The 12,522-nt window shown below is 64.2% G+C and carries 12 protein-coding genes; 5 read left to right on the forward strand and 7 right to left on the reverse strand.

What is annotated here, in order from left to right; genetic code table 11:
- Window position 1: 1 nt before the first annotated feature.
- Both KTQ37_RS08460 and KTQ37_RS08465 read right to left on the reverse strand, forming a co-directional pair.
- Window positions 2-1,324 carry an NAD(P)/FAD-dependent oxidoreductase gene (locus KTQ37_RS08460; RefSeq protein WP_328799704.1) on the reverse strand — a complete coding sequence of 441 codons (1,323 nt, stop codon included), beginning with the start codon at window positions 1,322-1,324 and terminating at the stop codon, window positions 2-4.
- On the reverse strand, window positions 1,324-2,673 hold the full coding sequence (locus KTQ37_RS08465) for a glutamine synthetase family protein (RefSeq protein ID WP_218630074.1): 1,350 nt from the start codon (window positions 2,671-2,673) through the stop codon (window positions 1,324-1,326). The genes KTQ37_RS08460 and KTQ37_RS08465 overlap by 1 nt, the downstream gene beginning before the upstream one ends.
- A 166-nt stretch (window positions 2,674-2,839) precedes the next feature.
- Between KTQ37_RS08465 and KTQ37_RS08470 the strand changes: the two genes are divergently transcribed.
- The 5 genes from KTQ37_RS08470 to KTQ37_RS08490 all read left to right on the forward strand — a co-directional run bounded on the left by KTQ37_RS08470 (window position 2,840) and on the right by KTQ37_RS08490 (window position 8,917).
- Window positions 2,840-3,493: a GntR family transcriptional regulator gene (locus tag KTQ37_RS08470; RefSeq protein ID WP_236021138.1), complete on the forward strand. Its 654-nt coding sequence runs from the start codon at window positions 2,840-2,842 to the stop codon at window positions 3,491-3,493.
- A 137-nt stretch (window positions 3,494-3,630) separates the two neighbouring features.
- Entirely contained in the window at window positions 3,631-5,121 is a 1,491-nt protein-coding gene (locus KTQ37_RS08475) for an aldehyde dehydrogenase (protein ID WP_218630076.1), read from the forward strand.
- Between the two features lie 181 nt (window positions 5,122-5,302).
- Window positions 5,303-6,316, forward strand: coding sequence for a glycosyltransferase family 2 protein (locus KTQ37_RS08480; protein ID WP_236021139.1), 1,014 nt, complete (start codon window positions 5,303-5,305; stop codon window positions 6,314-6,316).
- Window position 6,317: 1 nt separating this feature from the next.
- Entirely contained in the window at window positions 6,318-7,046 is a 729-nt protein-coding gene (locus tag KTQ37_RS08485) for a class I SAM-dependent methyltransferase (RefSeq protein ID WP_218630077.1), read from the forward strand.
- 5 nt (window positions 7,047-7,051) lie between these two features.
- Entirely contained in the window at window positions 7,052-8,917 is a 1,866-nt protein-coding gene (locus KTQ37_RS08490) for a GtrA family protein (RefSeq protein ID WP_218630078.1), read from the forward strand.
- A gap of 11 nt (window positions 8,918-8,928) precedes the next feature.
- Here the strand turns inward: KTQ37_RS08490 and KTQ37_RS08495 are convergent, their stop codons facing one another.
- From KTQ37_RS08495 to KTQ37_RS08515, 5 genes are all read right to left on the reverse strand, one after another.
- A complete protein-coding gene (locus KTQ37_RS08495; RefSeq protein ID WP_218630079.1) occupies window positions 8,929-9,462 on the reverse strand; it encodes an OsmC family protein in 534 nt (177 codons plus the stop codon).
- Window positions 9,463-9,478: 16 nt separating this feature from the next.
- Window positions 9,479-10,711, reverse strand: coding sequence for an NAD(P)-binding domain-containing protein (locus tag KTQ37_RS08500; protein ID WP_218630080.1), 1,233 nt, complete (start codon window positions 10,709-10,711; stop codon window positions 9,479-9,481).
- Between the two features lie 26 nt (window positions 10,712-10,737).
- Window positions 10,738-11,301, reverse strand: coding sequence for an OsmC family protein (locus tag KTQ37_RS08505; RefSeq protein ID WP_218630081.1), 564 nt, complete (start codon window positions 11,299-11,301; stop codon window positions 10,738-10,740).
- Window positions 11,302-11,380: 79 nt separating this feature from the next.
- Window positions 11,381-12,247, reverse strand: coding sequence for a class I SAM-dependent methyltransferase (locus KTQ37_RS08510; protein ID WP_218630082.1), 867 nt, complete (start codon window positions 12,245-12,247; stop codon window positions 11,381-11,383).
- A gap of 21 nt (window positions 12,248-12,268) precedes the next feature.
- A complete protein-coding gene (locus KTQ37_RS08515) occupies window positions 12,269-12,418 on the reverse strand; it encodes a hypothetical protein (RefSeq protein WP_218630083.1) in 150 nt (49 codons plus the stop codon).
- Window positions 12,419-12,522 lie beyond the last annotated feature (104 nt).

A 12,522-nucleotide genomic window follows, 5' to 3' on the forward strand; every position in this document is an offset into this window, starting at 1 on the left:
CTCAGATGCCCAGACGATCGCGCGCGGCATACCACCACGAGCCGATGACCGAGTAAGGCACGCGGAACATCCGCCCGCCGGGGAACGGGATCCACGGCAGCTTGGCGAAGGTGTCGAACCGCGTCAGATCGCCATTGATCGCCTCGGACAGGATGCGCCCGAAGGTGTGCGAGCCGGTGACGCCATGGCCCGAGTAGCCATGCGCGAAATAGGTGTTCTGGCCAATCCGCCCCATCTGCGGCACGCGCGAGAACGACAGCGCGAAGTTGCCCGACCAGGCATAGTCGATCTCGGTCCCGGCCAGTTGCGGGAAGACCTTGTTGAGGTTCTTCCACAGCTTCGCCTTGATGTCCTTGGGGTCAGCCCCGCCATAAACCGTGCCGCCGCCGAACAGCAGGCGGTTGTCGGCCGAGAAGCGGTAGTAGTCGAGGATATAACGCACGTCCTCGATGCAGACGTCCGAGGGCATCAGCTCGCGCGCCAGTTTTTCACCAAGCGGCTTCGTCGCCATCACCTGCGTCGAGACCGGCATGACGCGCCATTCCAGCGTCGGCACGACATGGCCGAGATAGGCATTGCCACACAGCACCAGCGTCTTGGCAACGATCTTGCCGTTTGCCGTCTTGACCGAGGGGCGCGGGCCTTCCGTCTCGACCGAGGTCACCGGCGACATTTCGAAGATCGTGCCACCCAGTTTTTCGATCGCCGCGGCCTCGCCCAGCGCGAGGTTCAGCGGATGGATATGGCCGCCCTTGTGGTCGATCATCCCGCCCACGTAGACGTCGGAATTCACATGCTCGCGCATCTGCTCGGCGCTCAGCATCTCCTGGCTTTCGATGCCGTAAGAGCGCCAGAGCTTCCAGCGATCCTCGATCTCGCGCATGTGCTTGGCGGTCAGGCCCGCGAATACGTTGCCATGCTTGAGGTCGCATTTGATGTCATAGGTGGCGATGCGCTCGCGGATGATATCGCCGCCCTCGGTCACGAGCCCCGCGACGAAGGTCGAGGTGTCCTTGCCGTAGCGACGCTCGATCGTGTCGAGGCTGGCGTTCAGCCCGTTGACGATCTGCCCGCCATTGCGCCCCGAGGCGCCCCAGCCGATCCGCGCGCCTTCGATCACGGTGACCTTGTAGCCCTTTTCAAGCAGGTGCAGCGCGGTCGAAAGCCCCGAATAGCCCGCGCCAACGACGCAGATATCGGTTTCATGGATGCCCTGCAGCGCGGGGCGCAGCGGGGCGGGGTTGGCCGAGGCCGCATAGTAGCTGCCGGTATGCGCGCCGGTGCCCGCATAGGGGTGCTTTTGCATCGAGGTCATTGCGTTCATCACACGGCCTCCAGATAGGAGTGGTATTCGAAATCGGTTACATGGCGGGTGAAGCGGCGCAGTTCCTGCAGCTTGCACTGGATGAACATGCGCTTGAGCCGCTTCGAGTAGATCTGCTCGATATGCTGACCCTTGTCGAAAGCCTCAATGGCCGAGGCCCAGTCGGGCGGCAGGGTTTCAAGCGTCTGCGAATAGGCGTCGCCGAGGATCGGCGCCGGCGGTTCCCACTGGCCCTCGATACCCAGAAGCGCGCCGCCCAGAATCGAGGCAAGCACGAGATAGGGGTTGGCATCGGCACCGGCAACGCGATGCTCGATCCGGCGGGCCTTCGGGCTGCCACCCGGAATGCGGATCGCGACGGTGCGGTTCTCATAGCCCCATGCGACCGAGGACGGCGCATGCGAGCCCGGAAGCAACCGGCGGAACGAGTTTTCATGCGGCGCGAAGACCAGCGTGTTTTCCTGCATGGTGCGGATCAGGCCGGCCACGGCGTGACGCAGCAGCTCGGTGCCCTCGTCACCGCCGTTGTCGAAGACATTGCGGCCCTCGTCATCGATCAGCGAGAAATGGACATGCATCCCCGAACCGGCGCGGTCGCCATAGGGCTTTGCCATGAAGGTCGCGGCGAAACCGTGCTTGCGGGCGATGCCGCGCACAAGGCGCTTGAACAGCACCGCATCGTCGGCGGCCTTCAGCGGATCATCCACGTGCAGCAGGTTGATCTCGAACTGACCCGCGCCGTTTTCCGAGATCGCGGCATCGGCCGGGATGCCCTGCGCGGCACAGGCGTCATAGACCTCGTTCAGGAAGGCGTCGAAATGCTGAAGCTCATCAAGCGAAAGCGCGCCATCCGAATCCAGGCGCTTGCCGGTCACCGGCGAGCACGGCGGCTGCGGCGTGCGACCCGAGGGATCGACGACGTAGAACTCCAGCTCGGTCGCGACGACAGGGGTCAGGCCGTGCTTGCGGAACCGCTCGACGACATTGGCCAGCGCGCGGCGCGGGTCGCCCGGGAAGGGCTCGCCGTTCTCGGTGCGCATCCAGAGCTGCGCGAAGGCAGCAGGGCGCGAGGTCCAGTCAACCGGGCTCAGCGGGCGGCCGGTGAAATCGCACAGCCCGTCGGCATCACCCGTATCCCAGACCAGTTCGTTGCCCTCGATGTCCTCGCCCCAGATATCCATCCCCAGAAGCGACAGCGGCATCCGCAGCCCGCCACTGGTGATCTTCTCCGCCTGATCGGCGGGGACGCGCTTGCCCCGCATGACCCCGTTGAGGTCACAGATACAGGCAAAGATCGTCTCGATTTCCGGGCGTTCGGCCAGCCAGGCTGTCGCGTCCACGGTCTGCATGATAAGGCTCCCTGAGCATTTTGTGATAGCGTTTGGATTGTTGTGATAGATTTCAGCCCTTGAGTCAACTGCGAAACAAAGTCATGCTAGGGACAGCCACACAAAGCGTCCGAGCCACCGCCCCATGAACCACTGCCCGCTGCCTGAAATTCCCCGCGCCGACGGTATGACGACCCAGGACTATGCCTATTACCGGCTGCGCAACGCGGTGATGGTGGGCGCTCTGCGGCCCGGAACGGCGCTGACCTTCCGCGGTCTCGCTGAGCAATTCCAGCTAAGCCCTACCCCCATTCGCGAAGCCGTCCGGCGGCTAAGCACCGAGAATGCGATCGAGGTTCTGGGCAACCGGCGGCTGCGCGTCCCCGAAATGACGCTTGGCCGGTTCGAGGAACTGGTGCAGTTGCGTATCGCGCTCGAGATCCACGCGGCTGAACGGGCAATGCCGTATATCTCTGATATTGTTATTGAAAATCTGAAAGAACTGGACGATCAGATGGATAGCGCCATCGCGAAACGCGATCTTGATGCGCTGACCCGGATGAACCAGGATTTTCACAAGCGGCTCTACTGCCTCAACCCCGATCAGGCGGTGATGCCCCTGATCGAGAGCATCTGGCTCCAGCTTGGCCCCTTCCAGCGGCAGGTGATCGAGAACATCGACTCGATCAATGTGGTGGACCGGCACAAGGAGATGCTGGCCGCCATGCGCGCGCGTGACGTAATCGCGCTTTGTGCCGCCATCGAGAGCGATATCCGCGACGGCTCGATCCGTTCCGGCCGCCAGATGCTGCGCAACCTGCAGATGGATATCGCCAGCTAAGCCCCCTCACCCCTCCCTCGGGCGCGAATCCGCAGGCAGCTTCCGGCTTCCAGCGGGAAGATTTCGGATTCCGTTTGACAAAATGTGATAGCATTTGCTTATAAGGTATATCTCTCTCAGGAAAACGGACGCCCCTCATGACCCGCGAAGACTGGCACAACCGCGCCGCATCCCTTCAGATCGACGGCCGCGGCCTGATCGACGGCAAGCGCGTCGCATCGCTTTCGGAAGAAACATTTGCATCGATCAGCCCGATCGACGGTCGCCTGCTGACCGATGTGGCGCTGATGGGCGCGCAGGATGTCGATCTTGCCGTGGCCTCGGCGCGCCGCACTTTCGAGGCGGGTGTCTGGTCGGGCCGCGCCCCTGCCGAGCGCAAGGCTGTTCTGCGCCGCCTGGCCGATCTGATTCGCGCCCATCGCGACGAGTTGGCGCTGCTTGAGACACTCGACATGGGCAAGCCGATCTCGGACAGCACCTCGATCGACGTGCGCGCCACCTCGAATTGCTTCGACTGGTATGGCGAGGCGATCGACAAGATCTATGACGAGGTCGCCCCCACCGCCGCCAACACGCTGGCGCTGGTGACCAAGGAACCGCTCGGCGTCGTCGCCGCCGTGGTGCCGTGGAACTTCCCGATGCTGATGGCTGCCTGGAAGGTCGCGCCCGCGCTTGCCATGGGCAACTCGGTGGTGCTGAAACCAGCCGAGCAAAGCTCGCTCACCGCACTGCGGTTGGGGGAGTTGGCGCTTGAGGCAGGCGTGCCGCCCGGTGTGTTCAACGTGGTCACCGGCCTTGGCCCCGAGGTCGGCCGCGCGCTTGGCCTGCACATGGATGTCGACGGGCTGTTCTTCACCGGTTCGACCCAGGTCGGCAAGTATTTCATGGAATATGCCGCGCAGTCGAACCTCAAGAAGATCGGGCTGGAACTGGGCGGCAAGAGCCCCAACATCATTCTCAAGAGCTACCGCGACACGGCGCATGCGGCGCAGACCTCGGCGCGCTCGGCCTTTTTCAACCAGGGTGAGATGTGCACCTGCCCGAGCCGCCTGATCGTCGAGCGCGCCGTGCATGACGAGGTGGTCGAGGTGCTGACCAAGACCGCCGCCGAGTTCGTGCCGGGCGATCCGCTTGATCCGGCCACCACGATGGGCGCGCTGGTCGATCATCGCCACACCGAACGGGTTCTGGGCTTTGTGGATACCGCCCGCGAGGACGGCGCCGACCTACGTCTTGGCGGCACGCGCGAGCGCGCCGAGACCGGCGGCTGCTATGTCGCGCCGACGATCTTCGACAATGTCCGCAATGAGATGCGCGTGGCGCAGCAGGAGATCTTCGGGCCGATGCTTTCGGTCATCCCGGTGGATTCGGTCGATGAGGCGATCAAGGTTGCCAATGACAGCTGCTACGGCCTCGCCTCGGCGGTCTGGACCGATGATCTGAGCACCGCGCATCACGTCTCGCGCGGGATCCGGGCGGGTCTGGTCTATGTGAACTGCTACGATTGCGACGACATGACGGTGCCCTTCGGCGGCTTCAAGCAATCCGGCATCGGGCGCGACAAGTCGCTTCATGCGCTGGATAAATATGCCGAGTTGAAGACCACCTGGATCGCGCTTGGTCGCTGATAAAGCCCCTCCGGCCGCCCTGCGCGGCCGGAGAGCACCCCCGGCGGGATAATCGGGGCGCTTAGGGCTACACTATTGCCAATTTTTCACCAATCATCGCGTATTCGCCTTATTTTCGCCGCGGTGAGAACGTCCAATGACTCGGGAAAGCAATAGTCACACTGAGGGCATCGTTCCGCCCATGAGCATTAAGTCAAAGATACTTCCCCAGACTGCGGACCCGGTTACCGCCGCCGTTCCGACCATGACGCGCCGCGTGACGCTGGTCGTTCCGGTCTATAACGAAGAGGAAAGCATCGCTGCTTTTCTTGCGCACACCTCCCCGATCCTGCAATCTCTGGGGCCGCGTTTTGCCTTCGACATCCTCTTCGTGAACGATGGCAGCCGCGACAAGACCGAGCGCATCATTCTTGCCGCTGCGGCGGAGCGTGACGACATCGGCCTGATCAACCTGTCGCGCAATTTCGGCAAGGAGGCTGCGCTGGTCGCAGGCCTGAACCATGCCCGGGGCGATGCGGTGATCCCGCTCGACGTCGATCTGCAAGACCCGCCCGAGGTGATCGGCGCGATGCTCAAGAAATGGGAGGAGGGCGCGCGGATCGTGAATGCGCGCCGCGCGCGGCGTGATGGCGACAATATCGTCAAGTCCGTCACTGCGCGCGCCTTCTATCGCATCTTCAACGCACTGGCCGAGCGCCCGATTCCGCGCGGTGTGGGCGATTTCCGCCTGCTCGACCGCGAAGTCGTTCAAGCGATCTGCCAGTTGGGCGAGCGGTCGCGCTGCAACAAGGCGGTGTTCTCCTGGGTCGGCTTCGAGACTGACGAGGTAACCTACGATCGCCCGGCCCGCGCGGCCGGGTCGTCGCAATGGTCTTACTGGAAATTGTGGAGACTTGCGCTCGACGGGATCTTCGCCTCCTCGACCATGCCGCTGCGAATCTGGACCTATATCGGCATGGCGATGGCGCTGGTGTCGCTGCTCTACTCGACCTTCCTCATTGTCCGGACGCTTTTCTTCGGGATCGACGTTCCGGGCTACGCCTCGACCGCGGTACTGATCCTGATCTTCGGCGGGCTGAACATGTTCGCCCTGGGGATCATCGGCGAGTATGTCGGACGGATATATACCGAGGTGCGCCAGCGGCCGCTTTACATCGTGCGCTCGCAACACCCCGCCGCAGGAACGGACGACTGATATGGATCGCAGCGTTTACGACCGTATGAACGAGCTTGAGGCGCGCCACTGGTGGTTCACCGCGCGCCGCGCAATCATCGCCACACTGATCCGGCGCGAACTGGGGGGCGGAACCGACAAGTCCATCCTTGAGGCCGGCTGCGGCAGCGGCGGCAATCTTTCGATGCTCAGGCAGTTCGGCCATGTCGACGCCTTCGAGTATGACGAGATGGCACGCCAGCACGCGACCGAGAAATCCGGCCTCGACATCCGCTTCGGTGCGCTGCCGCAGGAGTTGCCCTTCGAGGATCGGCGCTACGACCTGATCGGATTGTTCGACGTGCTCGAGCATGTGGAGGCCGACACCGCCTCGCTCAGCGCGCTGGCGGGATTGCTGAACACGCAAGGCAAGATCCTTGTGACGGTTCCGGCCTTCCCCTTCCTGTGGTCCAAGCATGACGAGCGGCACCACCATTTCCGGCGCTACACGCGGGCAAGCCTTGAACAGGCGGCGCGGGAGGCCGGGCTCAAGGTCTCCTACAGCAGCTATTTCAACATGTTCCTCTTCCCGCTGGCCGTCGCCGCGCGAGCGCTCAAGCGCTTGACGGGTAGCGATACGCCCGATGACCGGCTGCCGGCCCCAATGCTCAACAGCCTGCTCACCCGCGTTTTCGGGTTCGAGCGCCGCTTGCTTGGACGTATTCGCCTGCCGGTGGGCCTGTCGCTGGCGGCCGTTCTGGAAAAGGCCTGAGGCGGATGGTGGGCCAGCTCATCCGGTTCGGCGGCGTCGGCGGGATCGCCACGCTTGTACATGTGCTGATGGCGATGGCCCTGCAAGGCCCGCTGGCGCTACCGCCGTTGCAAGCGAATTTCGGCGGCTTCTGCGCTGCACTGCTCATATCCTACATCGGTCATGCGCGGATCACCTTTGATGCCGACCTGCGCCACGCGCCGCAATTCGTTCGCTTCGTCACGATCGCGCTGATCGGTCTTGCCACCAGCAGCACGACGGTCTGGCTGATCGACACAAGGCTGGGGGCGGGCTTTGGTATCGCCATGGCGGCGGTCGCGGTGCTTGTGCCGCTGATGACCTTTGTCACCCTGCGTCTTTGGGTCTTCACCGGTCGCGCAAACCGCGAACAGATCGACGTGCAGGATCTCGCACTCTCTGCGGCCCTCGCACTGGGAATGCTGGCGCTGTTCTGGGGCCGGATGATCAACCACGACACCGCCTGGTATCTGCTGGCGACCCGCAAATGGCTCGCGGGCGCTCAGCTTTACGTCGATCTGATCGAGGTAAACCCGCCGCTCAACTTCTACCTCACTGTCCCGCCGCTCGCGCTGGCCGATCTGCTGGGGCTGAGCGACACCAACGGCCAGTATCTGTGGCTGGCACTGCTGATCTTCGTCAGCCTGTCGTGGAGCGGCTCGATTCTCAAGGCCGGGCTTGGGATGACAGCGCGCCCGCGCGCCTTCCTGATGATCGGCATGGCCGCCGCGATGATACTGCCCGCCTTGAACAACATGGGGCAGCGCGACCAGATGCTGGTCATCCTGATGATGCCCTGGGTGCTTGGCCAGATCGCGCCGCAGCCGCAGGCCCGTGGGCCACAGATCGCCCGCGCGGCCTTCGCTGCTTTTGGCATCTGCCTCAAGCCACATTTCATCCTGTTTCCGTTCACCGCGACCCTGTTTGAGATCGTGCGGCAGCGCTCGTTACGGCCCATCCTTTCCGCCGGCAACATAACCTTTCTTGTGCTGGGCTCGGCCTATGTCGCGATCGTTGCACTTCTTCATCCCGCATATCTGCAAGAAATCGTCCCGATCGCGCGTGAGGTCTATGGGGCCTATGGCGCCCCCCTCGTCTATGTCGCCTTCAACTTCCGAAACGAGGCACTTGCCCTTCTTATCGTCGTGCTTGTCGCGCGCTTGACCGTGCGGACCAATCCCGCGGTCGGGCTCTTGATCGTGTTGTGCTTCGCCGGCGCGGCGAGCTACCTGCTTCAGGGCACCGGCTTTGGCTACCATAAGATCCCGTTTCTGGCATTTCTGTTGATTGCCTATGCGTGGATACTGGCGTCCGTCAGCTACAAGACGCTTGTGACCATCGCGGTCTGCGCCCTGCCGCTTGTTCCGATGGCCGGGCTTTATAAGAGGGGCTTTTACAACAACCGCGCCCTGACCGAGATCACCAAGGTCGATCTTGCCTGGAGCGAGTTCGACAGCATCATGGCGCTAACAACGCATCTAGATGTCGGACCAGCCGCCGCGTTTGAGATTGGTGCCGACTGGGTCAGTCGCTACCCGGTCAGTTGGCTGGTTCCCGGGGCAGTCAATCGTCTGCGCGACCTTGATTGCAAGACTGAGGCCGCGGTCTGCGCCAAGCTGACCGAAATCGTAGCGCGCAATCGCTCCGATAACATTGAGGATGTCACCCTCAACGATCCCGAATTGCTAATCATCGACAAGCAATCACGCTTCTTCGACCGACCAGGTTTCGACTGGCTTGCCTTCATGGCCGAAGACCCGGCCTGGGAGGCCGTCTTTGCGACCTATCGCCTGGCGGCGTCCGGTGATCACTTCGACTACTATCTTTACGCGCCGCAACCGGCGGTGAACTGATCGGGCCGCCCCTAAGGAGCCGGTTGAACGCTCAGCGAGGTTTTCACGATCTGCGGATCGCGCAGGGCCAGAAACCACGGGTCGGCCGCAAGCGCACGATCGACGATCTGCTGCACGACCCCCGGGCTGGCGGGGGACTGCACGGCGATCTGGAGGCGGGTCTCGACCGGGGCGGCCGAGCCGGTGCCGAGTTCCATCAGCGCAGCATCGTCGAAATCTGTCTCGATCAGGACATCAACGGCTTCAAGCCGCACACCCTCGCGTGCGGCGAACATCTTGATTGCGATGGCGACGCATCCCACGATGGCCGCGCGGGCGTGAAAACCGGGCGAGGGGCCGGCCGCATCGCCGCCCATGCCCGGCCCCAGATCGAGGGTCGCGCGGAACTTGCCCTGCGCGACATTGCAGGTCAGCCCCTCCTCGACCCGGCCCGAGGTGACGATGGTGCTGCGCGCGGCGCTCAGGTCGGCGGACATGCGCGCGATCACGGCGGTTTGCGCGGCGCGGATACGTTCGTCACGGGTATCGATTGTCAGATCGCTCATGGTCTTCCCTTTCTTCTCAGGCGGCCTTGCGGCCATTGGCTTGCAGGATGTGGTCGGCCAGCGCCATCGCGTCGGCCCCCACCCCGTCGATCAGCGCGGATTTGCGCGTCCGCAGGAAGGGCAGCCCCAGCACGTAAAGACCGGGCGCTACGATCCCATTGTCATGGGCCAGACGTCCCTTGCGATCGAAAACGGGCAGGTGAAGCCAGCTGAAATCGGGCCGGAATCCGGTTGCCCATACAATGGTCGAAACAGCGCCGGGCAGATCCAGCGACAGCCGGGGCCGCGCGGGCACCTGCGTCGGCGCGAACCGCTCGGGCGGCGGAAGGCCAGGCAGACCCGAGCGCGCGGCCCATGCATCGAACTCATCCAGCGCGCGGTTCATCTTGAGGTCAGAAAGCGCCGCCGCATTGGCGAGCCCGCCCGAGAACAGCACCTGCCCTCCGCGATGCGCGGCAAGGCGGCCGACGATCTCGACACCCTGCGCCTGCAATGCGTTGAGGTCTAGAAACCGCGCCCCGCTATCGCCGACCAGTTGCAGCGAGGGCACGGCACGGGCGCGGGTAATATCATCCACCTCCTGCGCGGTCATGCCCAGAAGGCCGCTGTGTTCAAACCACCACTGGATGTCGCGCCCTCGGTAATGGCGCGGCATCCGCACATGGTGCCCGGCGCTCAGCGTGACCGGCCGTTCGGCGGCGCGCAGCTCGGCCGCGATCTGGTCACCGCTGGCCGAGGCGCCCACCACCAGCACTCCGCCCGGGGGAAGTTGCGCGGGAGTGCGATACTGAAGCGGGCTGATCTGGGTGATCTCACCCGGCAATTCGTTTGCCCATGCGGGCAGGTTCGGGCGGTTGCAGGCGCCGCTGGCCAGAACCAGGTTACGGCAGACCCACTCTCCGCGATCGGTGGCCACACGATAGCGCGCGCCCTCTTGCGTGACCGAGGTCACCGTGGTGCGGGCCTCGATCGGGGCGGCGCAATGGGCCGCGTAGCTTTCGAGAAAATTGACAACCTCGGGCATGGTCATGAACCCGTCCGGGTCGGCGCCGCGATAGGCAAAGCCGGGCAGGCGGCTTTGCCAGTTCGGGGTCAGCAGGCGCAGGCTGTCCCAACGCTCGTTCCGCCAGGAATTCGCAACCTCGCCGCGTTCAATCAGCACATGGGGGACCGAGCGCTCCGAAAGGCAGTGGCTCATGGCCAGACCCGCCTGACCGGCGCCGATGACAAGGGTGTCGATCTGTTTCATGGCACTATCCTTTCGGAGCTGTCGGCTCACGCGACGCTGACTTCGACCAGCGTCGGGTTGGTGAGGATGTCGAACACGGCCGAGCGCTTTTGCGATTGCGCCACCAGCGCCGCGATCTCGGCCTCGGTTGCATCGGCGTCGATCTCGAACTTGACGCGGATGGCCGAAAAGCCGTTGCGGATCTCGGGGTCCATCCCGAGGATACCCTGCACGTCGATATCGCCCTCGACGATGGCGCGGGCCGAGCGCAGCTGGATGCCGCGATGCTGAGCCACGGCGGCCAGACCGCCGGTCAGGCAGCTTGCAAGCGCGGCAAGCACGATCTCGGGCGGGGTCGGCGCGCGGTCGGCGGCAGCGAAGACCGCCGGGTGATCGGATTCGATCGAGAAGGTGCGGCGGCGCGTCTGTTCCTCGCCAAGTCCGAAGAAGCCGCCGATCACGTTGCGGTTGTAGGTGCCTTCGACCCAGTCGCAGGCGCTGCGGAAGGTGAAGCTGGCAGCGGCCGGCATCTGCTCGAACGCGCCACGCGCGCCGATCAGGGCCTCGGTGTTGACGCCGTTGTTGACGAGTTTGGGATCTGCGTAGGTCATGGTCTTTCCTTTCAAGGTTTGGTTCAGGGTTGGGTGATGCTGTCGGTGCATCGGTTCGGGCCCGGGATGGGCCGGAATGTCATCGCGCGGTGATCAGCCACGAGGAGCTGTCCATCCACAGCCCGCCGTTGCGTTCCGCGATGGTGCGGAAATGCGCGGCCAGCGCGGCCTCGATCTGGGGGCGACGTTCCTCGGCCAAGGCACCCGCGGCGCGGAAGGTCTCGCCCGCCGGGCCGATGGCCAGCTGGAAGGCGACGGCATCGGCGATATCGCGCCCCACCAGAACCTTCGCGTCGATCCGCTGAAATTCGATGTCGCGAAACCCGGCGGCCTGCATCTGTGCCCGCGTGGTCTCTTCATCGGCCATCGAGAAGGGGCCGGGGCCACAGCTGCGCGCAGTAGCGTCGGGGGCGGGCAGGAACTCGCGGACAGTCTCAAGCGCGTCGAACACCCAGGGGTTATCGGACCGAGCGCGCCAGACGATATGCGCCAGCGTCCCACCGGGGGCGAGGCAGGCGCGCATCGCCCGCAGACCGGCCACCGGATTGGCGAAGAACATCGTGCCGAAGCGCGAGAAGACGAAGTCGAATTGCCCCTCGTTCAGGCCCCGCTCCACATCCCCCGCGATGAGGCGGACGTTGTCGGCGCGAGCGCTACGAACCTCGTCGCGGGCGCAGTCGAGGAAAGCCTCGCAGCAATCCACGCCGACGACCTCACGGGCGGTCCGGGCAAGCTGGATCGCGGTGTCGCCAAAGCCGCAACCCACATCGAGCACACGACCGCCGGCGGGCACGCGCAGCACCGGAAGAACGGCCTCGGAGTGGCGCGAGAGGCCGCCGACGAGGACATGGCGGAAGCGCACGAATTTCGGGGCGAGGATTTCGTTCCAGAAATCCACCAGTTCGGAATTCTGGGCGACGGGCGGGATGGGCGATTGCAGGCTCATGGTATTTCTCCTTGACCGGGTTCAGCGGCGCCAATGGGCGGGGGCGTCCCAACGGGGCATTTCGTCGTGCGGACGCGCCTCGGAGCGGGGTTGTGCGACGGTGACGGGGATCTTCGCGGCGATCGGGCGCGGCAGGACGGCGCGGATCAGCATGTTCAGGTTCTTGGTCATTTCGGTCTCTCCCTTGTGGCGGCGGGTGTTCCGTTCGCCGTTGAACAAGGGATGCCACAGGGCCTCGCGCCGAAATACTTCAGCGCCGGAAGCAACCCGCTACA

The organism is Sedimentimonas flavescens (assembly GCF_019264375.1).
In the GTDB taxonomy this organism is placed as follows: domain Bacteria; phylum Pseudomonadota; class Alphaproteobacteria; order Rhodobacterales; family Rhodobacteraceae; genus Rhodobacter; species Rhodobacter flavescens.

Coding starts and splice junctions, on each gene's coding strand:
- KTQ37_RS08460 (WP_328799704.1), bottom strand. CDS start 1,324: ATGAACGCAATGACCTCGATGCAAAAGCACCCCTATGCGGGCACCGGC.
- KTQ37_RS08465 (WP_218630074.1), bottom strand. CDS start 2,673: ATGCAGACCGTGGACGCGACAGCCTGGCTGGCCGAACGCCCGGAAATC.
- KTQ37_RS08470 (WP_236021138.1), top strand. CDS start 2,840: ATGACGACCCAGGACTATGCCTATTACCGGCTGCGCAACGCGGTGATG.
- KTQ37_RS08475 (WP_218630076.1), top strand. CDS start 3,631: ATGACCCGCGAAGACTGGCACAACCGCGCCGCATCCCTTCAGATCGAC.
- KTQ37_RS08480 (WP_236021139.1), top strand. CDS start 5,303: ATGAGCATTAAGTCAAAGATACTTCCCCAGACTGCGGACCCGGTTACC.
- KTQ37_RS08485 (WP_218630077.1), top strand. CDS start 6,318: ATGGATCGCAGCGTTTACGACCGTATGAACGAGCTTGAGGCGCGCCAC.
- KTQ37_RS08490 (WP_218630078.1), top strand. CDS start 7,052: ATGGTGGGCCAGCTCATCCGGTTCGGCGGCGTCGGCGGGATCGCCACG.
- KTQ37_RS08495 (WP_218630079.1), bottom strand. CDS start 9,462: ATGAGCGATCTGACAATCGATACCCGTGACGAACGTATCCGCGCCGCG.
- KTQ37_RS08500 (WP_218630080.1), bottom strand. CDS start 10,711: ATGAAACAGATCGACACCCTTGTCATCGGCGCCGGTCAGGCGGGTCTG.
- KTQ37_RS08505 (WP_218630081.1), bottom strand. CDS start 11,301: ATGACCTACGCAGATCCCAAACTCGTCAACAACGGCGTCAACACCGAG.
- KTQ37_RS08510 (WP_218630082.1), bottom strand. CDS start 12,247: ATGAGCCTGCAATCGCCCATCCCGCCCGTCGCCCAGAATTCCGAACTG.
- KTQ37_RS08515 (WP_218630083.1), bottom strand. CDS start 12,418: ATGACCAAGAACCTGAACATGCTGATCCGCGCCGTCCTGCCGCGCCCG.